Origin of the sequence: Pseudomonas sp. BNK-30 (assembly GCF_047456185.1) — a bacterium.
Classification (GTDB): domain Bacteria; phylum Pseudomonadota; class Gammaproteobacteria; order Pseudomonadales; family Pseudomonadaceae; genus Aquipseudomonas; species Aquipseudomonas putida_E.
On sequence record NZ_CP179904.1, the window covers coordinates 3,271,637 to 3,293,826 of the forward strand.

At 63.4% G+C, this 22,190-nt stretch carries 17 protein-coding genes and 4 pseudogenes; 6 read left to right on the forward strand and 15 right to left on the reverse strand.

What is annotated here, in order from left to right; translation table 11 throughout:
• Positions 1-12: 12 nt before the first annotated feature.
• From pheA to mtnA, 4 genes are all read right to left on the reverse strand, one after another.
• Positions 13-1,107, reverse strand: a complete 1,095-nt coding sequence (pheA, locus tag ACMGGN_RS15220) for a prephenate dehydratase (protein WP_039604669.1) — start codon at positions 1,105-1,107, stop codon at positions 13-15.
• Positions 1,107-2,192, reverse strand: coding sequence for a 3-phosphoserine/phosphohydroxythreonine transaminase (serC, locus tag ACMGGN_RS15225; protein WP_039604670.1), 1,086 nt, complete (start codon positions 2,190-2,192; stop codon positions 1,107-1,109). Before serC ends, pheA begins: the two co-directional genes overlap by 1 nt.
• Positions 2,193-2,444: 252 nt before the next feature.
• Positions 2,445-5,216, reverse strand: coding sequence for a DNA gyrase subunit A (gene gyrA, locus ACMGGN_RS15230; RefSeq protein ID WP_414156077.1), 2,772 nt, complete (start codon positions 5,214-5,216; stop codon positions 2,445-2,447).
• A 314-nt stretch (positions 5,217-5,530) separates the two neighbouring features.
• Entirely contained in the window at positions 5,531-6,607 is a 1,077-nt protein-coding gene (mtnA, locus tag ACMGGN_RS15235) for an S-methyl-5-thioribose-1-phosphate isomerase (protein WP_039602966.1), read from the reverse strand.
• A 110-nt stretch (positions 6,608-6,717) separates the two neighbouring features.
• Between mtnA and ubiG the strand changes: the two genes are divergently transcribed.
• Genes ubiG through ACMGGN_RS15250 form a run of 3 tightly spaced genes read left to right on the forward strand, consistent with a single transcriptional unit; the run spans position 6,718 to position 8,874 of the window.
• Positions 6,718-7,416, forward strand: a complete 699-nt coding sequence (gene ubiG / locus ACMGGN_RS15240) for a bifunctional 2-polyprenyl-6-hydroxyphenol methylase/3-demethylubiquinol 3-O-methyltransferase UbiG (protein WP_046787382.1) — start codon at positions 6,718-6,720, stop codon at positions 7,414-7,416.
• A gap of 2 nt (positions 7,417-7,418) precedes the next feature.
• A complete protein-coding gene (gene mupP, locus ACMGGN_RS15245) occupies positions 7,419-8,090 on the forward strand; it encodes an N-acetylmuramic acid 6-phosphate phosphatase MupP (protein ID WP_012313283.1) in 672 nt (223 codons plus the stop codon).
• A 43-nt stretch (positions 8,091-8,133) separates the two neighbouring features.
• On the forward strand, positions 8,134-8,874 hold the full coding sequence (locus ACMGGN_RS15250; protein WP_046787383.1) for a YciK family oxidoreductase: 741 nt from the start codon (positions 8,134-8,136) through the stop codon (positions 8,872-8,874).
• A 135-nt stretch (positions 8,875-9,009) separates the two neighbouring features.
• Here the strand turns inward: ACMGGN_RS15250 and ACMGGN_RS15255 are convergent.
• Positions 9,010-9,273, reverse strand: a pseudogene (locus ACMGGN_RS15255) (TenA family transcriptional regulator); the annotation flags it as partial.
• A 3-nt stretch (positions 9,274-9,276) separates the two neighbouring features.
• On the opposite strand from ACMGGN_RS15255, the pseudogene ACMGGN_RS15260 reads away from it, so the two are divergent.
• Positions 9,277-9,435 (forward strand): annotated as a pseudogene (locus ACMGGN_RS15260) (YciK family oxidoreductase); the annotation flags it as partial.
• 140 nt (positions 9,436-9,575) lie between these two features.
• Here ACMGGN_RS15260 and ACMGGN_RS15265 read toward each other — a convergent pair.
• Positions 9,576-9,839 (reverse strand): annotated as a pseudogene (locus ACMGGN_RS15265) (TenA family transcriptional regulator); the annotation flags it as partial.
• Positions 9,840-9,842: 3 nt separating this feature from the next.
• On the opposite strand from ACMGGN_RS15265, the pseudogene ACMGGN_RS15270 reads away from it, so the two are divergent.
• Positions 9,843-10,001 (forward strand): annotated as a pseudogene (locus tag ACMGGN_RS15270) (YciK family oxidoreductase); the annotation flags it as partial.
• A 135-nt stretch (positions 10,002-10,136) separates the two neighbouring features.
• Here the strand turns inward: ACMGGN_RS15270 and ACMGGN_RS15275 are convergent.
• The 7 genes from ACMGGN_RS15275 to ACMGGN_RS15305 all read right to left on the reverse strand — a co-directional run bounded on the left by ACMGGN_RS15275 (position 10,137) and on the right by ACMGGN_RS15305 (position 17,964).
• Positions 10,137-10,922 (reverse strand): TenA family transcriptional regulator, encoded by a 786-nt coding sequence (locus ACMGGN_RS15275; RefSeq protein ID WP_046787384.1) that lies wholly within the window; start codon positions 10,920-10,922, stop codon positions 10,137-10,139.
• 39 nt (positions 10,923-10,961) lie between these two features.
• A complete protein-coding gene (locus ACMGGN_RS15280) occupies positions 10,962-13,418 on the reverse strand; it encodes an EAL domain-containing protein (protein ID WP_414156078.1) in 2,457 nt (818 codons plus the stop codon).
• Between the two features lie 116 nt (positions 13,419-13,534).
• Positions 13,535-15,367, reverse strand: a complete 1,833-nt coding sequence (locus tag ACMGGN_RS15285) for an ABC transporter ATP-binding protein (RefSeq protein WP_046787386.1) — start codon at positions 15,365-15,367, stop codon at positions 13,535-13,537.
• Positions 15,360-15,992, reverse strand: a complete 633-nt coding sequence (locus ACMGGN_RS15290) for a DsbA family protein (RefSeq protein ID WP_414156079.1) — start codon at positions 15,990-15,992, stop codon at positions 15,360-15,362. Before ACMGGN_RS15290 ends, ACMGGN_RS15285 begins: the two co-directional genes overlap by 8 nt.
• Positions 15,993-15,996: 4 nt before the next feature.
• Complete coding sequence (locus ACMGGN_RS15295; protein WP_046787387.1) at positions 15,997-16,929, reverse strand: rhodanese-related sulfurtransferase; 933 nt, start codon at positions 16,927-16,929, stop codon at positions 15,997-15,999.
• 203 nt (positions 16,930-17,132) lie between these two features.
• Positions 17,133-17,432: a BolA family protein gene (locus ACMGGN_RS15300; protein ID WP_012313276.1), complete on the reverse strand. Its 300-nt coding sequence runs from the start codon at positions 17,430-17,432 to the stop codon at positions 17,133-17,135.
• Between the two features lie 10 nt (positions 17,433-17,442).
• On the reverse strand, positions 17,443-17,964 hold the full coding sequence (locus ACMGGN_RS15305; protein WP_115272938.1) for a DUF2059 domain-containing protein: 522 nt from the start codon (positions 17,962-17,964) through the stop codon (positions 17,443-17,445).
• Positions 17,965-18,119: 155 nt separating this feature from the next.
• On the opposite strand from ACMGGN_RS15305, the gene ACMGGN_RS15310 reads away from it, so the two are divergent.
• On the forward strand, positions 18,120-19,514 hold the full coding sequence (locus ACMGGN_RS15310) for a class II fumarate hydratase (RefSeq protein WP_119688439.1): 1,395 nt from the start codon (positions 18,120-18,122) through the stop codon (positions 19,512-19,514).
• Positions 19,515-19,611: 97 nt separating this feature from the next.
• On the opposite strand, the gene ACMGGN_RS15315 is transcribed toward ACMGGN_RS15310, so the two are convergent.
• Together ACMGGN_RS15315 and pap are read right to left on the reverse strand one after the other, a co-directional pair.
• Positions 19,612-20,574, reverse strand: coding sequence for a DMT family transporter (locus ACMGGN_RS15315; protein WP_414156080.1), 963 nt, complete (start codon positions 20,572-20,574; stop codon positions 19,612-19,614).
• Positions 20,575-20,693: 119 nt separating this feature from the next.
• Positions 20,694-22,187: a polyphosphate:AMP phosphotransferase gene (gene pap, locus ACMGGN_RS15320; protein WP_119688438.1), complete on the reverse strand. Its 1,494-nt coding sequence runs from the start codon at positions 22,185-22,187 to the stop codon at positions 20,694-20,696.
• Between the last annotated feature and the right edge of the window lie 3 nt (positions 22,188-22,190).

Here is a 22,190-nt window from a genome sequence, read left to right on the forward strand (position 1 = left end):
AACAACCTTGAATCAAAGCACCGCCTTTGGATACGAGCCCAGCACCTTCAGCGCCACAGCCTCTTGGCTGATCTTCTCCAGCACGGCCTTGATCAGCGGGTCGCGGTGGTGGCCTACGAAGTCGATGAAGAACACGTAGGTCCACTTGCCACTGCGCGACGGGCGGGTCTCGATGCGGGTCAGGTCGATGCCGTTGTCGTGGAACGGCACCAGCAGTTCGTGCAGGGCACCTGGCTTGTTGCTCATCGAAACGATGATCGAGGTCTTGTCGTCACCGGTCGGCGGCACTTCCTGGTTGCCGATCATCAAGAAGCGCGTGGAGTTGTCCGGGCGGTCTTCGATCTTCTCGGCCAGGCGGGTCAACCCGTACAGGTTGGCGGCCATGTCGCCGGCGATCGCCGCCGAATTCCACTCGCCCTTGACCCGCTTGGCGGCCTCGGCATTGCTCGACACCGCCACGCGTTCCACGTTCGGGTAGTGCGCGTCCAGCCACTTGCGGCACTGGGCCAGCGACTGGGCATGCGAGTAGATGCGGGTGATGCTGTCGGTCTTGGTGCTTTCGCCCACCAGCAGGTGATGGTGAATGCGCAGCTCGACTTCGCCACAGATCACCATGTCGTGCTCGAGGAAGCTGTCCAGGGTGTGGCTGACCGCACCCTCGGTGGAGTTTTCCACCGGCACCACGCCGAAATTGACAGCGCCGGCCGCCACTTCGCGGAACACTTCATCGATGGCAGCCATCGGGCGGCTGATCACCGCGTGGCCGAAGTGTTTCATGGCCGCGGCCTGGGTGAAGGTGCCTTCCGGCCCCAGGTAGGCGATTTTCAGCGGCTCTTCCAGGGCCAGGCACGACGACATGATTTCGCGGAACAACCGCGCCATCTCTTCGTTGCCCAGCGGCCCCTTGTTGCGCTCCATCACGCGCTTGAGCACGGCAGCTTCACGCTCAGGGCGGTAGAACACCGGCTGCTCGCCTTCGGCCAGCGAGGCGGTCTTGACCTTGGCCACTTCCTGGGCGCAACGGGCGCGGTCGCTGATCAGCTCGAGGATTTTCTCGTCGAGGCTATCGATGCGTACGCGCAGCGCCTTGAGCTCATGTTCGGACATCAGCCGTGCTCCTTCTCGAATTCGGCCATGTAGGCCACCAGCGCCTCGACAGCGTCCAGGCCCAGGGCGTTGTAGATGGAAGCGCGCATGCCGCCCACCGAGCGGTGGCCCTTGAGGTTGAGCAGGCCACGGGCATCGGCGCCGGCCAGGAAGGCCTTGTCCAGGCGCTCATCGGCCAGGCGGAACGGCACGTTCATCCACGAACGGGCGTTGTGGCTGATGGGGTTGGTGTAGAACTCGCTGGCGTCGATGAACCCGTACAGGCGGTCCTTCTTGGCGCGGTTGCGCTGTTCCATGGCGTCGACGCCACCCTGCTCCTTGAGCCACTCGAAGACCAGGCCCGAGAGGTACCAGGAATAGGTGGCCGGGGTGTTGTACATCGAACCGTTGTCGGCCGAGACCTTGTAGTCGAGCATGGTCGGGCAGCTGCTGCGGGCGTGGCCCAGCAGGTCTTCACGGACGATGACCACCACCAGGCCGCTCGGGCCGATGTTCTTCTGCGCGCCGGCGTAGATCAGGCCGTACTGCGACACGTCGATCGGGCGCGAGAGGATGTCGGAGGACATGTCGACCACCAGCGGAACGTCACCGGTTTGCGGCACCCAGTCGAACTGCAGGCCGCCGATGGTCTCGTTGGAGGCATAGTGGACGTACGCTGCGTTCTTGGTCAGCTGCCACTCGTTCTGGCCAGGGATGGCCAGGTAGTCGTAGGGCTTGGCGCTGGCGGCGACGTTGACGTTGCCGAAACGGCGCGCTTCTTCAATGGCCTTTTTCGACCAGATGCCGGTTTCGACGTAGTCGGCAGTGCCGTTCTCCGGCAGCAGGTTCAGCGGGATTTCGGCGAACTGCTGGCTGGCGCCGCCCTGCAGGAACAGGACTTTGTAGTTGGAGGGGACGGACAGCAGGTCACGCAGGTCCTGCTCGGCCTTTTCGGCGATGGCCACGTAATCGTCGCTGCGATGGCTCATTTCCATCACCGACAAGCCCTTGCCATGCCAGTCCAGCATTTCGGCCTGGGCGCGCTGCAGGACAGCTTCAGGAAGCGCGGCAGGGCCTGCGCAGAAGTTAAAGGCTCGTTTGCTCACATCCACTCTCGCTCTGCCAAATAGAACAAAATCGTTTGTTGCAGGCCGCGCACCCCTGTAGGAGCGGCCTCGTGTCGCGAAAGGGCTGCGCAGCAGCCCCCGCGATAGTTATTGCGCTGCTTAACCCTGGGACCGCCAGGCGACCCTTTCACGACACAAGGCCGCCCCAAAAAAAGGCAGGTCCTGCTGTTGCCTGCTGTAATCAGTCAAACGGGGCGACCTTGGTCGCCCCGTTCGGGTTGTTGCGCTTGCTTACTCTTGCGGTGCCTCTTCGGCGCCCGCATTGTCATCGTCCGCCGCTTCCGGCGCATCGAGCTCCACGCCCTCCTCGTCCGCCCCGACCAGTTCGTCGAGCTCTTCCTCGGAAGGTTCCTGGATACGCTCCAGGCCTACCAGCGTTTCGTCTGTAGCCAGCTTGATCAAGGTCACGCCCTGAGTGTTACGGCTCAAGCTGGAAACTTCGCCAACCCGTGTGCGCACCAGCGTGCCCTGGTCGGAGATCAGCATGATCTCTTCACCTTCCTGCACCTGGATAGCACCGATCAGCAGGCCATTGCGCCCCTTGGTACCCATGGCGATCACGCCCTGGCCACCACGGCCGCGGCGCGGGAACTTGGACAGCGGGGTACGCTTGCCGAAGCCACGCTCGGACGCGGTAAGGATCTGCGCACCAGACTCCGGGATCAGCATCGAGATGATCTGCTGCCCCTTGCCCAGCTTCATGCCACGCACACCACGGGCGGTACGGCCCATTTCACGCACCACGCTCTCGGCGAAGCGGATCACCTTGCCGGCGTCGGAGAACATCATGACTTCCTTGGCGCCGTCGGTGATTGCCGCAGCAATCAGGGTGTCGCCTTCCTTCAGCTTCAGGGCGATCAGGCCATTGGAGCGCGGACGGGCGAACTGCACCAGCGGGGTTTTCTTGACGGTACCGGAAGCGGTGGCCATGAAGATGTACGCGCCAGTCGGCTCGGCCACCCACTCAGGGGTGTCGCCCTCTTCTTCGTCGATTTCTTCAGCCTCGACCACTTCGCCTTCGATCACGCCCTCGTCGCCGTCTTCCAGCTCTTCATCCGGGTCGGCGCTCTGCTGCAGGGCCTCGAGGTCGATCTGCAGCATGGCGGTGATGCGCTCACCCTCCTCCAGCGGCAGCAGGTTGACCAGCGGGCGGCCACGCGCGGCGCGGGATGCCTCAGGGATCTCGTAGGTCTTCTTCCAGTACACCTTGCCCTTGCTGGAGAACAGCAACAGGGTGGCGTGGCTGTTGGCGACCAGCAGGTGCTCGATGTAGTCCTCGTCCTTCACGCCGGTCGCCGACTTGCCTTTGCCGCCACGGCGCTGTGCCTGGTAAGCGGACAACGGCTGGGTCTTGGCATAGCCACCGTGGGAGATGGTCACCACGCGCTCTTCTTCCGGGATCATGTCGCCGTAGTTGAGGTCGTGGCTGGCGTTGAGAATCTCGGTGCGGCGCGCATCGCCGTATTCGGCGCGGATCGCTTCGAGTTCTTCGCGGATCACTTCCATCAGGCGCTCGGCGCTGCTGAGGATGCGGATCAGTTCGCCGATCTGCTCGAGGATTTCCTGGTACTCGGCCAGCAGCTTCTCGTGCTCCAGGCCGGTCAGGCGGTGCAGGCGCAGGTCGAGGATCGCCTGGGCCTGTTCCGGCGACAGGTAGTACTTGCCATCGCGCAGGCCGTATTGCTCGGGCAGGTCTTCAGGGCGGCAGGAATCGGCGCCGGCGCGCTCGACCATGACCTGCACGGCACTGGATTCCCAGGCAGTGGCAATCAGCGCTTCCCGGGCTTCGGACGGCGTCGGCGAGGCTTTGATCAGTGCGATGACTGGGTCGATGTTGGACAGCGCGACCGCCTGGCCTTCAAGGATATGGCCACGTTCACGGGCCTTGCGCAGCTCGAACACGGTACGGCGCGTGACCACTTCACGGCGGTGGCGGACGAACGCTTCGAGCAGGTCCTTGAGGTTGAGCACGCGCGGGCGGCCGTCGATCAGTGCCACCACGTTGATGCCGAACACGCTCTGCAGCTGGGTTTGCTGATAGAGGTTGTTGAGCACCACCTCCGGCACCTCGCCGCGGCGCAGCTCGATGACGATGCGCATGCCGTCCTTGTCGGACTCGTCGCGCAGCTCGGTGATGCCTTCGATCTTCTTGTCTTTGACCAGCTCGGCGATCTTCTCGATCAGGCGCGCCTTGTTCAGCTGGTACGGCAGCTCGGTGACGACGATCTGCTGGCGGCCACCGACCTTGTCGATGTCTTCGATCTCGGAGCGCGCACGCATGTAGATGCGGCCACGGCCGGTACGGTACGCCTCGATGATGCCCTGGCGGCCGTTGATGATGCCGGCAGTCGGGAAGTCGGGGCCGGGGATGAACTGCATCAGCTCGTCGACGGTGACTTCCGGGTTGTCGATCAGCGCCAGGCAGCCGTCGATGACTTCACCGAGGTTGTGCGGCGGAATGTTGGTCGCCATGCCCACGGCGATACCGCTGGAACCGTTGACCAGCAGGTTGGGGATGCGGGTGGGCATGACCGCCGGGATCTGCTCGGTGCCGTCGTAGTTGGGCACCCAGTCGACGGTTTCCTTGTGCAGGTCGGCCAGCAGCTCGTGGGCCAGCTTGGCCATGCGCACTTCGGTGTATCGCATCGCTGCGGCGTTGTCGCCGTCGACCGAACCGAAGTTGCCCTGGCCGTCGACCAGCAGGTAGCGCAGCGAGAATGGCTGGGCCATACGCACGATGGTGTCGTAGACCGCAGTGTCGCCGTGCGGGTGGTACTTACCGATCACGTCACCGACCACACGGGCGGATTTCTTGTACGGCTTGTTCCAGTCGTTGCCCAGTTCGCTCATCGCAAAGAGAACGCGACGATGCACGGGCTTCAAGCCGTCACGTGCATCGGGCAGCGCTCGCCCGACAATCACGCTCATCGCGTAGTCGAGGTAAGACTGTCTCAGTTCGTCTTCGATATTGACCGGGAGGATTTCTTTGGCCAGTTCGCCCATGAGAAGCCTGATTCCTTTTTCTGGTGAAACTTCGCAGCTCCATCAAGGGCCGAACGAAGCTCGCCGCCGCAGCGCATAAGGGTGCGACGACTTACGACAAATCAATGAGTTGTGCCATGGATCTGCGCAATGAAGGCCGCCGTCATGGGCGGTCTTGGAAACTGCCGGATGTTATCACAAAGGCAGTAGCGGTGGGGAGATATGGCGCAGGGGGTGGAAGGGGGTTTTGTGGGAATTGTTGACGTGATTGGCGCTGATGCCGGATTACCGGCGCTCGGCCTCACACACTCCCTCTCCCACCCCACCCCAAACGGTCAATGCAGGCGTTTGCGGCACATCAATTGTGCCAATTTGGCGGTATCCGGCCGTTCAACGACGCCCTTCTCAGTCACGATCACATCGATCAGGTCAGCCGGGGTCACGTCGAACACCGGATTGAACACCTCCACCTGCGGTGCCACGCGGGTGCCGGCGTAATCCAGCAATTCGTCGGCATCACGTTCTTCCAGCGGGATGTCTTCACCTGTGGCCAGGTTGAGGTCGATGCTGGTGCTGGGCGCCACCACCATGAACCGCACACCATGGTGCATGGCGCTCACCGCCAGCTGGTAGGTGCCGATCTTGCTCGCCACGTCGCCGTTGGCGGCAATGCAATCAGCGCCGACCACCACCCAGGTGATGCCCTTGCTTTTCATCAGGTGGGCCAGCGCCGAATCGGCGCAAAGGGTCACCGGAATGCCTTCATTGGCCAGCTCCCAGGCGGTCAGGCGCGAACCCTGCAGCCAGGGCCGGGTTTCGCCGGCATAGACGCGCTCGACCATGCCTTCGAGAAAGCCTGCGCGGATCACCCCCAACGCCGTACCGAAACCGCCACTGGCCAGGGCACCGGCGTTGCCGTAGGTCAGCAGGGCCTGCTCGCTGCCCTGGTGGCGGCGGATCAGCTCGATGCCCTGCTGGGCCATGGTCAGGTTGGCCTCACGGTCGCTTTCGTGAATGGCCACGGCCTCGGCCTCCAGCGCGGCCAGCACATCCTCGCCTGGGCGCAGGCGCTGCAGGCGCTCACGCATGCGGTTGAGCGCCCAGAACAGGTTGGCGGCGGTAGGCCGCGCCTCGGCCAGGCTGAGGAAATCCTCCTCCAGGTCCATTTCCCAGTCGCCGCCCTCGGCCAAGCGCTCTTCCAGGGCCAGCACCAGGCCATAGGCGGCAGCAATGCCGATGGCCGCCGCACCCCGCACAGCCATGTCGCGGATCGCCGCCGCCACCTGCGCGACATTGTCGCAGGCCAGCCAGCGTTCTTGCGAAGGCAGCAGGCGCTGGTCGAGCAGGTGCAAGGCGCCGTGGTGCCACCGGATACCGGTCACCTTCTCCGCCGCCATAAGTCGCTCGCGCATCACCTCTCCCTGACTTTCGCATATCAAAAGCGGACGATTATAGCGACCAACAGCCTTGGGCGCTCGGGTATACTCCGGCGCAATTCGTAGAAGTTTCAGAGGACTGTTCAATGAGCAACGTCGACCACGCCGAAATCGCCAAGTTTGAAGCCTTGGCGCACCGCTGGTGGGACCGCGAGAGCGAGTTCAAGCCGCTGCACGACATCAATCCGCTGCGCGTCAACTGGATCGACGAGCGCGTCAGCCTGGCTGGCAAGAAGGTGCTGGACGTCGGCTGCGGCGGCGGCATCCTCAGCGAAGCCATGGCCCTGCGCGGCGCCACCGTCACCGGCATCGACATGGGCGAAGCGCCCCTGGCCGTGGCCCAGCTGCACCAGCTGGAGTCGGGCGTGGAGGTGGAGTACCGGCAAATCACCGCCGAGGCCCTGGCTGAAGAGATGCCCGAGCAGTTCGATGTGGTCACCTGCCTTGAAATGCTCGAGCACGTGCCCGACCCGTCCTCGGTCATCCGCGCCTGCTACCGCATGGTCAAGCCGGGTGGCCAGGTGTTCTTCTCGACCATCAACCGCAACCCCAAGGCCTACCTGCTGGCCATCATCGGCGCCGAATACATCCTCAAGATGCTGCCGCGCGGTACCCACGACTTCAAGAAGTTCATCCGCCCTTCCGAGCTGGGTGCCTGGAGCCGCGTGGCCGGCCTTGAGGTCAAGGACATCATCGGCCTGACCTACAACCCGCTGACCAAGCACTACAAGCTCAGCAGCGATGTGGACGTCAACTACATGATCCAGACCCTGCGCGAGGAATGAGCATGCGTTTGCGAGCGGTACTTTTTGACATGGACGGCACCCTGCTCGACACGGCGCCGGACTTCATCGCCATTTGCCAGGCCATGCTCGCCGAGCGCGGCCTGCCGGCCATCGACGACAAGCTGATCCGCGATGTGATTTCCGGCGGCGCGCGGGCGATGGTCGCCGCGACCTTCGCCATGAGCCCGCAGGATGAAGGTTTCGAGGCCCTGCGCCTGGAGTTCCTCGAGCGCTACCAGCGTGACTGCGCGGTGCACAGCAAGCTGTTCGACGGCATGGGCGAACTGCTGGCCGATATCGAGCGGGGCAACCTGCTGTGGGGCGTGGTGACCAACAAGCCGGTCCGCTTCGCCGAGCCGATCATGCAGCGCCTTGGCCTGGCCGAGCGTTCTGCACTGCTGATTTGCCCGGATCACGTGAAAAACAGCAAGCCCGACCCGGAGCCGCTGATCCTGGCCTGCAAGACCTTGAACCTGGACCCGGCCAGCGTGCTGTTCGTCGGCGACGACCTGCGCGACATCGAGTCTGGCCGCGATGCCGGCACGCGCACGGCGGCCGTTCGCTACGGCTATATTCACCCAGAAGACAACCCGAACAACTGGGGCGCCGACGTGGTGGTGGACCACCCGCTGGAACTGCGCAAGGTGCTCGACAGCGCCCTGTGCGGGTGCTGATCTTTTAGCGGCAAGCTGCAAGCTTCAACTCAAGGACAAACGCATGTTCGACTATACCGCCCGCCCCGACCTGCTCAAGGGCCGCGTAATCATGGTCACCGGCGCTGGCCGTGGCATCGGTGCAGCGGCCGCCAAGGCTTATGCCGCCTTGGGCGCCACTGTGCTGCTGCTGGGCAAGACCGAAGCCAACCTGAACGAGGTCTACGATGAAATCGAGGCCGCCGGCCACCCGCAGCCGGTGGTGATCCCGTTCAACCTGGAAACCGCCCTGCCCCACCAGTACGACGAACTGGCGGTGATGGTCGAGGAACAGTTCGGCCGCCTGGACGGGCTGCTCAACAATGCCTCGATCATCGGCCCGCGCACGCCGCTGGAGCAGCTCTCGGGCGACAACTTCATGCGGGTGATGCACATCAACGTCGATGCCACGTTCATGCTCACCAGCACCCTGCTGCCGCTGCTCAAGCTGTCGGAGGACGCCTCGGTGGTGTTCACCTCCAGCAGCGTCGGGCGCAAGGGGCGGGCTTACTGGGGCGCTTATGGCGTGTCCAAATTCGCTACCGAAGGCCTGATGCAGACTTTGGCAGACGAACTGGAAGGTGTGGCACCGGTGCGTTCCAACAGCATCAACCCGGGGGCTACCCGTACGGCGATGCGGGCCCAGGCCTACCCGAGCGAGAACCCGCAGAACAACCCGCTGCCTGAAGAGATCATGCCGGTGTACCTGTACCTGATGGGGCCGGACAGTACCGGCGTGAATGGGCAGGCCTTTAACGCTCAGTAGGGCTTGAAACCGATGGGGCCGCTTTGCGGCCCTTCGCGACACAAGGCCGCTCCTACAGCGGTGCCGTTGAATCCGGCATCAAATCTGTAGGAGCGGCCTTGTGTCGCGAAAGGGCTGCAAAGCAGCCCCAAGCATTCAGCCCGCAGCCAAGGTCGGGCGCATGCGCCCTTGCTGGCGGCCCTCCAGCTGCATGCACCGTTCCAGGAACAGGTACATGCAGTCATAACTTTTGCAGATCGCCTTGCGCAGCTCATTGCGCAACCCCAAGGTCGGGTTTTCGCCAGCCAGCGTACAGATGATCTCCAGCGCCTCCCACGGGTGCGCATCGTCATACTGCGCATGCATCTTCAACCACTTCATGGCGCGCTTGCGCTGGCCCTCCGGGAAGCCCATGGCGTAGGTATCAACCCGGGGGCTACCCGTACGGCGATGCGGGCCCAGGCCTACCCGAGCGAGAACCCGCAGAACAACCCGCTGCCTGAAGAGATCATGCCGGTGTACCTGTACCTGATGGGGCCGGACAGTACCGGCGTGAATGGGCAGGCCTTTAACGCTCAGTAGGGCTTGAAACCGATGGGGCCGCTTTGCGGCCCTTCGCGACACAAGGCCGCTCCTACAGGATAGCGGTGCCGTTGAATCCGGCATCAAATCTGTAGGAGCGGCCTTGTGTCGCGAAAGGGCTGCAAAGCAGCCCCAGGCATTCAGCCCGCAGCCAAGGTCGGGCGCAGGCGCCCTTGCTGGCGGCCTTCCAGCTGCATGCACCGTTCCAGGAACAGGTACATGCAGTCATAACTTTTGCAGATCGCCTTGCGCAGCTCATTGCGCAACCCCAGGGTCGGGTTTTCGCCAGCCAGGGTACAGATGATCTCCAGCGCCTCCCACGGGTGCGCATCGTCATACTGCGCATGCATCTTCAACCACTTCATGGCGCGCTTGCGCTGGTCCTCCGGGAAGCCCATGGCGTAGGTATCAACCCGGGGGCTACCCGTACGGCGATGCGGGCCCAGGCCTACCCGAGCGAGAACCCGCAGAACAATCCACTGCCTGAAGAGATCATGCCGGTGTACCTGTGCCTGATGGGGCCGGACAGTACCGGCGTGAATGGGCAGGCCTTTAACGCTCAGTAGGGCTTGAAACCGATGGGGCCGCTTTGCGGCCCTTCGCGACACAAGGCCGCTCCTACAGCGGTGCCGTTGAATCCGGCATCAAATCTGTAGGAGCGGCCTTGTGTCGCGAAAGGGCTGCAAAGCAGCCCCAAGCATTCAGCCCGCAGCCAAGGTCGGGCGCATGCGCCCTTGCTGGCGGCCCTCCAGCTGCATGCACCGTTCCAGGAACAGGTACATGCAGTCATAACTTTTGCAGATCGCCTTGCGCAGCTCATTGCGCAACCCCAAGGTCGGGTTTTCGCCAGCCAGGGTACAGATGATCTCCAACGCCTCCCATGGGTGCGCATCGTCATACTGCGCATGCATCTTCAACCACTTCATGGCGCGCTTGCGCTGGTCCTCCGGGAAGCCCATGGCGTAGGTGTCTTCAGCACAGACCACCGCCGACCACTCACCCGTCGCCCCTTCAATGGCATAGTTGGTAGCCGCCATGGCAATGGCCAGCGACTCGGTGGTACACACTCGCCAGCACCAGTCGTTTAGCCCATTGAGCTCGGCGGGCACTTCCTGGGACTGCAGCTCGTGCAGGTGAATGCCATGGGCATGGCACCAGTGCACCCAGTAATCGGCATGGTGGAGCTCCACGCGGATATTGCGCATCAGCCAGCGCCGCGCCATGTCTTCGCCCGGGTGGCGGGCATAGCGGGTCTTGGTCAGGTTGTGGGCCATGTACAACGAAAACTGCTCGACCACCGGCCAGCCACCGATCAGGTACTGGCGTATGGTGGCTTGGCGCAGCTGGCCATCGCGCAGGCGCTGGTAGAACTCATGCTCCACCACCCGACGCTTGCCCGGGCGGCAATCTTCGATCAGTTGCTGGGCCCATTGGGGGTAACTGGCCGGGTCCATCAAAGGCCCGATACGGACGAATGCATCAATCACTTTTCAGCTCCTTGATCCCTGTGATTTACCAACGCTACTTCAGCGAAAGGTTCCAGGCGCCCGATGCAGCAGGGGCCGTGCAGCAATCCGTTGGCGCTGCAGACTGTCGCAAGTGAATACCTGCGGTCGTTCGATCAGATAGCCCTGGGCGTAGTCCACGCCGATCTCTTGCAAGGCCTGCTCGATCAACGGAGTTTCAACGAACTCGGCAATGGTCCGTTTACCCATGACGTGGCCGATGTGATTGATGACTTCGACCATGGCCCGGTTGACCGGATCATCCAGCATATCTTTGACAAAACTTCCGTCGATCTTCAAGAAGTCGACGGGTAAATGTTTCAAATAAGCGAATGACGACATTCCGGCACAAAAGTCATCCAGCGAGAACTTGCAACCCAGCCCTTTCAATTCATTGATGAACCGGATGGCACTGCCGAGGTTGGCGATGGCACTGGTCTCGGTGATCTCGAAGCAGATCAGCCGTGGCGGAATCGAATATTCGACGAACAGGCGCCGCAGGTACTCCAGGAACTTGTCGTCACCGATACTCGACCCCGACAGGTTGATGGCACACATCGACAGCGGGCCCTCGCGCCCCTCATCCAGGCACTGGCGAATGACCTGGAACACATTGCGCACCACCCAGCGGTCGATCGCGGTCATCAGGCCATAGCGCTCGGCCGCCGGGATGAAGCTGTCAGGCAGGATGGTGCGGCCGCTTTCGTCTTGCAGGCGCAACAGAATCTCGACATGGCCCGGCCCTTCAAGCGCGGTGAGCGCGGCGATTTCCTGGGCATACAGGCAGAAGCGGTTCTCCTCCAGAGCGACGTGCAGGCGCTGTATCCAGGCCATTTCACCAAACCGCATCGACAGTTCACTGTCATCGGCATGGTAGACCTGGATGCGGTTACGGCCCTTCTCCTTGGCCATGTAGCACGCCATGTCGGCTGCCCGCAGGGAGGCTTCCAGCGTGGCCGGGGCTTGCGCCATGTGCACCAGGCCGATACTCACGGTGGTGACGAACGGCCTGCCTTTCCATACGAAGTGCAGGCTTTGCACCGCCTGGCGCAGGCTTTCGGCAATGCGCTCGGCCTGTTCGCCCGGGCAGTTTTCCAGCAGCACGCCAAACTCATCGCCCCCCAGCCGGGCCAGGGTGTCGCCTTCGCGCAGCACCGATTGCAGCACGGCGCAGATGTGCCGCAGCAATTCATCACCGGCGGCATGCCCACAGGTATCGTTGACCAGCTTGAACTGGTCGAGGTCAAGGAACATCAGCGAATGCCGCCCACCCTGGCGCACCAGGTCGTTCAGTGCTTGCTCCAGGCGGTACTCGAATTCACGGCGGTTGGCCAGGCCGGTCAGGGCGTCATGGGTAGCCTGCCAGGACAGGTTGGCGATGTATTGGCGCTCCTGGGTCATGTCATGCAGCACCAGGACGATGCCCGCCACCTGCCCGTTGTTGATGATGGGCGAACCCACCAGGTTGATCGAAACCGTGCTGCCATCCAGGCGCTGGATCAACCGTGAATGTTCGGCGCCGCCCTTGAGGCTGCCGCTGAGCACCTGTTCGAGCAAGGTGCTGCTGTCGTTCTGGGCCTGCTCGTCCACCAGGCTGAACAGCGCTGTCAACGGCAGGCCCAGGGCCTGGCCTGCCTGCCAATGGGTGAGTTGCTCGGCCGCCGGGTTCATGTAGCCGATGCTGCCATCGACATCGGTGGTGATCACAGCATCGCCGATCGCCTGCAGGGTAATCTGCGCGCGTTCCTTTTCTTCCTGCAGGGCGCTGGCGAAGGCCTGGCGCTGGGCCAGCAGCTTGCTCGAACGGCGCCAGGCAAAGGTGATGAGGAACAGCGCGGTGAGCAGGTTGGTGACCAACAGCACGCGCAACAGCATGCGCGAGCCCTCGCCCAGGGCATCGCTGAAGGATTTGGCTGCCGGGGTCACGCCTTCGTTGATGGCGACGATGCGGGCGCGCCATTGGCTGACCTGGCGCGGGCCGGCCTGGCCGCCGGCAAAACCCTCGCGCATCTCGTTGGCCAACACATCCAGTTGCTTGAGGTAATCGTCACCGACATTCCAGTAGGCGATCGCCGCCTGCACATAGCTGATCTGGCTGAAATTGCGGTAGAACCAGATGATACGGTCGACGTCGTCGGGGTGATTGCCGCCTTGCAAAACGGCCTGGCGCGCGACATCAAGGTCTGGATCAGGCAGGTCGAGCACCTCACGCATCTGCCGATCACCGTGGGGCACAGTGATGACCTGACGATAGCGCTGGTAGGTGCGTTCATCGCCAGTATCGGCATACAGGTTCAGGTAATAGATGGCGTCTTTCTGTGCCTTGGACCACAGGCTTTCGCCAGCGACATAGGCACGCACAGCCGACAGCGCGTACAGGCTGAAGCTGCCCAACAGGACCTGGAAGACTACAACGGCGATGAAGGGCCAGATGATACCCAGCAGCCTTGGCGCCTCTAGTGTGCGATGTCCCTTCATGAAGTCCCTGTCACAGAGCAGATAAGGCTCGAACCAACCAGACAAGCTCAGCGTAGGCCATTTGCCATCTGTGTGGAGGGAATTTTGAGTGGCAAGCTTCAAGCTTGCCGCTTGGGTCAGGTCTGCTGCAGATGCCCGTACAGCTTGGCATACAAGCCGCCCTCGGCGATCAACTGCTGGTGGCCGCCATCCTCGGCCACGTGCCCGCCGTCGAACACCAGCACACGGTCGGCCTGCTTCACCGCCGAAAGGCGGTGGGCGATGATCAGCGTGGTACGGCCACTGAGAAAGCGCGCCAGGGCCTGGTGCAGGTTGTACTCGGTGGCGGCGTCCAGCGCCGAGGTGGCCTCGTCGAGGATTACCACCTTCGGCTCGGCCAGGACCATGCGGGCAATCGCCAGGCGCTGGCGCTGGCCGCCGGACAGGCGCACACCAGAGCGGCCGACCACGCTGTCCAGCCCTTGCGGCAAGGCGCCAATGGTGGCGTCCAGCTGGGCGATGCGCAGCGCCTGCCAGCAGGCCTCGTCCGTGCAGTCGCGGCCCATGGTCAGGTTGGCGCGTACCGTGTCGTTGAACAGTGACGGGTGCTGCAGCACCACTGCCACATTTTCACGCAAGGTCTCCAGGCCGATTTCCTGCAGGCTGGCACCGCCAAAACGGATGGTCCCGGCCTGGGCGCTGTACAGGCCCAGCAGCAATTGCACCAGGGTACTTTTGCCGCCGCCACTGGCGCCGACGATGGCGACCTTTTCGCCCGGGGCGATGGACAGGTCCAGGTGCTCGAGCACCGGCTCGTCGGCATAGGCGAAGCGCAGGTCGCGCACTTCGATGCCAACCGTTTCACGGCCGGCAAACGGGTCGCGGGCAGCCGGGTATTGCGGCTCGTCATCACGCGCCAGCAACTCGTTGAGCCGGCTCAGCGCGCCGCCGGCGGCATAGTAGGCATATTGCAGGTTGAGCAACTGCTCGACCGGGCCGATCATGAACCACAGGTAGCTGAACACGGCCAGCATCTGCCCGATCGACAGGTCGGAGAACAGCACCGTGAGCATGGCCGCAGCACGGAAAATATCGATACCGAACTGGAACAGCAGGCCACTGGCACGGCCACTGGCATCGCTTTTCCATTGCGAATCCACGGCGTAATCGCGCACTTCGCGGGCGCGCAGGCCCAGGCGGCCGAGGAAGTAGCCCTGGCGATTGCTGGCGCGGATTTCCTGGATGGCATCCAGGGTTTCGGCCAGCGCCTGGGTGAACCGCGAGGTGCTGTCGTTTTCGAGCTTTTTAAGGTGTTTGACGCGCTTGCCCAACTGCACGGTGAAGTAGATCACCAGCGGGTTGAACAACAGGATCAGCAAGGCCAGCTGCCAGTGCATCCAGATCAGGATCGCCGCCGTGCCGGTCAGGGTCAGCATGGCCACCAGGAAGCGGCTCAGGGTTTCGCCGACGAACTTGTCGAGGGTTTCCAGGTCGGTGACCAGGTGCGTGGTCACGGTGCCACTGCCCAGGCTTTCGTACTCCTTGAGCGAGATACGCTTGAGCCGCTCGATCAGGCGGATGCGCAGGCGATAGACGATGTCTTTGGCAAGGCCGGCGAACAGCTTGGCCTGCACCACGTTGAAGCCCAGCGCGGCCACGCGCAGGCACAGGGTAACGACCAGCATCAGGCCGATATAACCGGCCGCCACCTGCCAACCGCTGGGCAGCAGGTGGTTCATGAACTTCAGCGCGCCATCGCCGTGGCCCAGCAGTACTTCGTCGACCAGCAGGGGCAGCAGCAACGGTATCGGCACGCTGCAGCAGGCCGCCAGCACGGCCACCAGGTTGGCGGCCCAGAGGTGTTTCTTGTGGTGCAGTGCCAAGCGGCGGATTTGCGCCCAGCTCAGCCGGTCAGGCACAGCAGCGGGCTTCCCTGGCACCGGGTCGGGCGACCCTGGCAGGTCAAGCACAGGCGGCCTGCTGTAGCCAGCGGCCAAGCAAGGGCTGCAGGCTTTGCAGCGGCTGGTAGCCGTTGGTCAACAGGGCGAGCTGGCCGTTGCGCTCCGCCAGCAGCGTTGGAAAACCGGCAATCCCCAGGTCCTGTACCCAGCTGAAATCGGCTGCAGTGGCAGCGCGCACGTCGGCACGCAGCAGGGCCTTGGCGAAGGTTGCGCGATCGAACCCGGCCTGCTCGGCCAGCTCGACCAGCTGCGGCGCGGTGGTGACGTCCAGGCCCTGCTGGTAGAACCCACGCTGGATCAGTGCCAGCAGCGGCCAGACGCGCTCGGCGTCCAGTTCGCGGGCGGCTACAAGGGCGCGGCAGGCAGGCTCGGTGTCGTAGACGAAGCCATCGGGCATGGCACCTTCGAACGCGAACGGCTGCCCGGTGGCCTCGGCCACCGCCTGCCAATGCTCGAGGATGTACTTGCGGGTCGAGGCGTCCAGCGGGCTGGCACCGCGGCGCAACCCACCCGGCACCACCCGGGTGGCCACGCCCGCTTCACGCGCCTGGGCGATAAGGGCCTGGGCCACCGGTGCAAAACCCCAGCACCAGGAGCACATCGGGTCCATCACATAGAGCAGGCGGGCAGTCATGCAATCAGGCCTCGGCTTTGTAGTTGTAACCGATCGGGTGCGGCAGGTTGCGGGCCTTGGCCAGCTCGATCTGCTTCTGCCGGTCGATGGCGCTGCGCCGGGTCTTTTCGCTCAGGCTGTCCCAGCAGTGCGGGCAGCTCACGCCTGGCGAATAGTGCTCGGACGCGCGGTCCTGGGCGTTGACCGGGTGGCGGCAGGCATGGCACTGGTCGTACTCGCCTTCGGTCAGGTCATGGCGCACCGTGACGCGGTTGTCGAAGACAAAGCAGTCGCCGTCCCACAGGCTTTCTTCCTGGGGTACTTCCTCGAAGTATTTCAGGATGCCGCCCTTAAGATGATAGACCGCCTCGAAGCCTTCACCGAGCATGTAGCTGGAGGCTTTTTCACAGCGGATGCCGCCGGTGCAGAACATGGCGACCTTCTTGTGCTTGCTGGGGTCGAAGTTGGCCTTGATGTACTCGGGGAACTCGCGGAAGGTCTCGGTCTTGGGGTCGATCGCGCCCTTGAAGGTGCCGATGGCCACTTCGTAGTCGTTGCGGGTGTCGATCAGCAGTACTTCCGGGTCGCTGATCAGGGCATTCCAGTCTTTGGGATCGACGTAGGTACCAACGGCATTGTTCGGGTCCACGCCCGGCACGCCGAGGGTGACGATCTCTTTCTTGAGCTTGACCTTGGTGCGGTAGAACGGCTGCTCGTCGCAGTAGGATTCCTTGTGGTCGACATCGACCAGGCGCGGGTCGCTGCGCAGCCAGGCGAGCAGGCCATCGATGCCTTCGCGGGTGGCCGAAACGGTGCCGTTGATGCCCTCGTTGGCCAGCAGCAGGGTGCCTTTGACGCCATTGTCGAGCATGGCCTTGAGCAGGGGCTCGCGCAGCTCTACGTAGTCTTCAAGGGTGACGAACTTGTACAGCGCCGCCACGACGATCGGTTGGGTCATTGCGTTGAATCTCCAGGTGGTTGCCCTCGTAAGGGGCGGACCGGGTTTGACAAAAAGCTGGGGGGCGCTCTGCGCCCCTTTCGCGACACAAGGCCGCTCCTACAGGTGAATACATAACCCCTGTAGGAGCGGCCTTGTGTCGCGAAAGGGCCGCAAAGCGGCCCCCCGGATGTCGCAAATTGTACCAGAACGCCAAAAAGGATTCAGTGCTTGCCGCCACCTGCACACACCGGCGACGCGGGTGCAACACCCACCTTCGCCCACTCCTCGTTGGTATAGGTGTGGATGGCCAGCGCATGGATCTGGCCCATCAGTTCACCCATGGTGGCGTACACCTTCTGGTGGCGCTTGACGCTGTTGAGCCCGGCAAACTGCTCGCTGACGATCACCGCCTTGTAGTGGGTTTCCTGGCCACGGCTGTGCATGTGGCTTTCGTTGAGCACTTCAAGGTGCTGCGGCGCCAGGGCGGCCAGCTGCTGCTCGATGCGTTGCTGCATGGTCATCGGGTATTACTCACTTCTTGGCCGGGGCGGCCTTGCCGGCATTGGGGTCAAGCTCTTTGGTCATGTCTTCGAGCAGCTTGTTGACCACCGGCACTGCCGGCTCCAGGCTTTGCTGGGTCAGCTGGGCCGACTGCTGGGTGACCTTGGGCATCTGGCTGAGGACTTTCTTGCCCAGCGGCGACTGGTAGAACTTCACCAGGTCCTTGAGCTCCTGCTCGGTGAAGGTCTGGGTGTACAGGTCGACCATCTTCGGCTTGAGCTTGTTCCAGCCGATGGCGCTGTCCAGCGCGGCGTTGGCCTTGGCCTGGTAGCTTTCCAGCACCGACTGCTTGGTGGCCGGGGCCTTGGTCTGGGCGAAGCGCTGGGCGAACATCTGCTGGACCTGCATGTACACCGGGGTGCCCAGCTTGTCAGCGTTGGCCAAGGTCAGGAATTTCTCGGCGGCAGCGTTGTGGCTGGCGGTGGCAGCGAGTACCTGGCCGCTGGCACAGGCCAGGGCGACGGCAGCACAGAGGGCACGGAGACGGGTCATTGCATATCCTTCAAGGAGGGGGAGGCGGTACCTCAGAGATGAGCATTCTGCTCCCGCCAGGGTGCAGCGCTCAAGTGGCACGACGAGCGATTGAACCGCTCGATCGCATGGGGGCCTAAACTGCTGATTCTGACTGACAAGGGAGTGAACGCAGCATGAGCCGTATCGAAACAGACAGCCTGGGCCCGGTCGAAGTTCCGGAGCACGCCTACTGGGGCGCGCAGACCCAACGCTCGCTCATCAACTTTGCCATTGGCAAGGAACGCATGCCGCTCCCGGTGCTGCACGCCCTGGCGCTGATCAAAAAAGCCGCAGCACGGGTCAACGACCGCAATGGCGACCTGCCAGCCGACATCGCCCGCTTGATCGAGCAGGCTGCCGACGAAGTGCTCGACGGCGAGCACGACGACCAGTTCCCGCTGGTGGTGTGGCAGACCGGCAGCGGCACGCAGAGCAACATGAACGTCAACGAGGTGATTGCCGGGCGGGCCAACGAGCTGGCCGGCAAAGGCCGCGGCGGCAAGGCGCCGGTGCACCCCAACGACCATGTCAACCGCTCGCAAAGCTCCAACGACTGCTTCCCCACCGCCATGCACATCGCTGCGGCACAGGCCGTGCACGAGCAACTGCTACCGGCGATCGCCGAACTGTCTTCGGGGCTGGCCGAGCTGTCGGCGCGCCACCATAAACTGGTAAAGACTGGCCGCACGCACATGATGGACGCCACGCCCATCACCTTCGGCCAGGAGGTGTCGGCCTTCGTGGCCCAGCTCGACTATGCCCAGCGCGCCATCCGCGCCACCTTGCCGGCGGTGTGCGAACTGGCCCAGGGCGGCACTGCCGTGGGCACCGGGCTCAATGCCCCGCAGGGTTTCGCCGAAGCCATTGCTGCGGAACTGGCCGCCCTCTCCGGCCTGCCGTTCGTCACCGCGCCGAACAAGTTCGCCGCCCTGGCCGGCCACGAGCCGCTGACCAGCCTGGCGGGTGCCCTGAAGACCTTGGCGGTGGCCTTGATGAAAATCGCCAATGACTTGCGCCTGCTCGGCTCCGGGCCCCGCGCCGGGTTGGCCGAGGTGCGCCTGCCGGCCAACGAGCCGGGCAGCTCGATCATGCCAGGCAAGGTCAACCCGACCCAGTGCGAAGCGCTGTCGATGCTGGCCTGCCAGGTGCTGGGCAATGACGCGGCCATCGGTTTTGCCGCCAGCCAGGGGCACCTGCAGTTGAACGTGTTCAAACCGGTGATCATTCATAACCTGCTGCAGTCGATCACGCTGCTGGCTGATGGCTGCCGCAACTTCCAGCAGCACTGCGTGGCCGGGATAGAGCCGGATACCGACCAGATGGCGGCGCACCTGGAGCGCGGGCTGATGCTGGTGACCGCGCTCAACCCGCATATCGGCTATGACAAAGCGGCGGAGATTGCCAAGAAGGCCTACAGCGAGGGCAAGACCCTGCGCGAGGCGGCGCTGGAATTGAAGTACCTGACCAATGAGCAGTTCGATGAGTGGGTGCGGCCGGAGAACATGCTGGCACCGGGTGGCAAGGGCTGATTGATTGGCTGGTACTTATGGCCCTATCGCCGGCAAGCCGGCTCCTACAAGGGTTTTGTGGGAGCCGGCTTGCCGGCGATAGGGCCGGAACAGGCTCTCAACCAACCTGAGCCAGGCGCGCCCTCCTCGCCCGCCACCCGGCCACCAGCGATGGCCCCAAGGCCACCAGGGTCGACCCCAGCACCACGGTCACCGCGCCTACATAGCCCAGGGCATTGATGTCTTCAGCCTGCACATACGCCGGCCACATCCAGGCCGCCACTGCCACCGCCACAAAGGTCACCAGAGGTGTCAGCGCCAGCGTGGCGCTCACCCGTGATGCCTCCCAGTGCGCCAGTGCCTCGGCAAAAGCACCATAGGCCACCAGCGTGTTCAGGCAGCAGGCCAGCAGCAGCCAGCCTTGCAGGGGCGTCAACTGCAACGCCTCCAGCGGGTGCACCCAGGGTGTCAGCAGCGCGGCGCAGCTCAGGTAGATCACCATCATCACCTGCTGCGAATGCCACACCGTCAGCAGCTGCTTCTGGCTCAGGGCATAGAACACCCAGATGCTGGTGGCCAGCAGGATGGTCAGCACGCCCGTGGTGTAGGTGCCCAGCGAGGTCAGCAGCTCTTCAAGGCGCTGGTTGAAGAACAGGCCGAAGCCGGCAAGCAGCACCAGCAACCCCAGGCCTTGGCCCAGGCTGAAGCGCTCCTTGAACACGAACACGCTGGCCACCAGCAGCAGTACCGGGCCGATCTGCACCACCAATTGCGCAGTACCGGGGCTCAGCAGGTTCAGGCCGATCAGGTACAGCACGTAGTTGCCCATCAGGCCGCACACGGCCACGGCCACCAGGCCTTTGCCTTTGGCGCCGAGCTTGCCGAACGAAGGCAAGCGGCGCTTGGCTGCCAGCCAGGCGAACAGCAGGCCGCCGGCCACCAGCAGGCGGAACCAGGTGACGGTCACCGGGTCGACCACCTGCAACACCTGCTTGAGTTTGATTGGCAGGATGCCCCACAGCAGTGCGGTCAGAAGCGCCAGGGCCAGTCCATAGCTCCGGCGTCCGGATGTGATGTGCATAAAATCCTCGGTCGAGCCCGTTGTAGGGTGCCCCGATTCTAAAGGCTTGCTACCTGCCAACGGGGAAAAAAGGCGGGAAAAGAATTCATCAGGTCATTCCCCTGCGGCATGGCGGCTGACTATTTCTTGTGTTTGGCAAACGCCGCTTCCAAGGCTTCATTGATGGTGCGCAACACCTTCACCCGCGCCCAACGCTTGTCATTGGCCTCGACCAAGGTCCATGGCGCGATCTCGGTGCTGGTGCGGTCGACCATGTCCCCCACTGCATCCACATACAGGTCCCACTTGTCGCGGTTGCGCCAGTCGTCCTCAGTGATCTTGTAACGCTTGAACGGGATCTGCTCGCGCTCTTCAAAACGCTCCAGCTGGGTTTGCTGGTCGATCGCCAGCCAGAACTTGACCACTACCGCGCCGGCGTTCACCAACTGTTCCTCGAAATCATTGATCTCGCCGTAGGCACGCATCCAGTCGGCCGGGGTGCAGAAGCCTTCGATGCGTTCCACCAGCACCCGGCCGTACCAGGAGCGGTCGAAGATGGTGAACTTGCCGCGTGCCGGAATGTGCCGCCAGAACCGCCAAAGGTACGGCTGCGCACGCTCATCTTCGCTAGGGGCGGCGATCGGCACGATACGGTACTGGCGCGGGTCCAGCGCTGCAGCCACCCGGCGAATCGCCCCGCCCTTGCCTGCAGCATCATTGCCCTCGAACACGGCCACCAGCGAGTGCCGGCGCATGTGCTTGTGGCGCAACAGGCCGGCCAGGCGAGCCTGCTCGGTCACCAGTTGCTCCTGGTAGTCCTGCTTGTCCAGGTGCAGGGTCATGTCCAGGGCGCCGACCAGGCTGCGCTGATCGATGCTGCGCCCCAACGGCGCAATGTTGCCCTGGTGCTTGCCTTTGGGGTTGACGGCCAGTGCGGCCTGCAGGCTTTCCAGCAAGATGCGCCCAACGGCCAGGCTGCGGTAGTTGGGGTCGACCCCTTCAACTACATGCCACGGTGCATAGTCACGGCTGGTACGGCGCAACACCCGCTCGCCAAAACGCACGAAACGGTCGTAGGTCCGGGACTGCTGCCAGTCCAGCGGGCTGATGCGCCAGCTGTGCAAGGGGTCGTCCTTGAGCGACTTGAGCCGCGCTTTCATCTGTTTCTTGGACAGGTGGAACCAGAACTTGATGATCAGCGCACCTTCGTCGCAAAGCATCTGCTCCAGGCGCTCGGCACCGGTGATGGCCTGGTCGAGCACCGCATCCTTGAACTGCCCATGCACCCTGCCCTGCAGCATCTGGCTGTACCAGTTGCCGAAAAACACGCCCATGCGCCCCTTGGGCGGCAGCGCCCGCCAGTAGCGCCAGGCGGGCGGGCGGGCCAGCTCTTCGTCGGTCTGCTGATCGAAGGTGAGCACGTCGATCATGCGCGGGTCCATCCACTCGTTGAGCAGCTTGACCGTCTCGCCCTTGCCGGCGCCTTCGATGCCATTGATCAGCACGATCACCGGGAAGCGCGCCTGCTGCTTGAGTTCGTACTGGGCTTCGAGCAAAGCCTCGCGCAGCGCGGGCACTTCTGCCTCAAAGGTATCGTCGTCGATGCTGTGGCCAATTTCGGCGGATTCGAACATGCA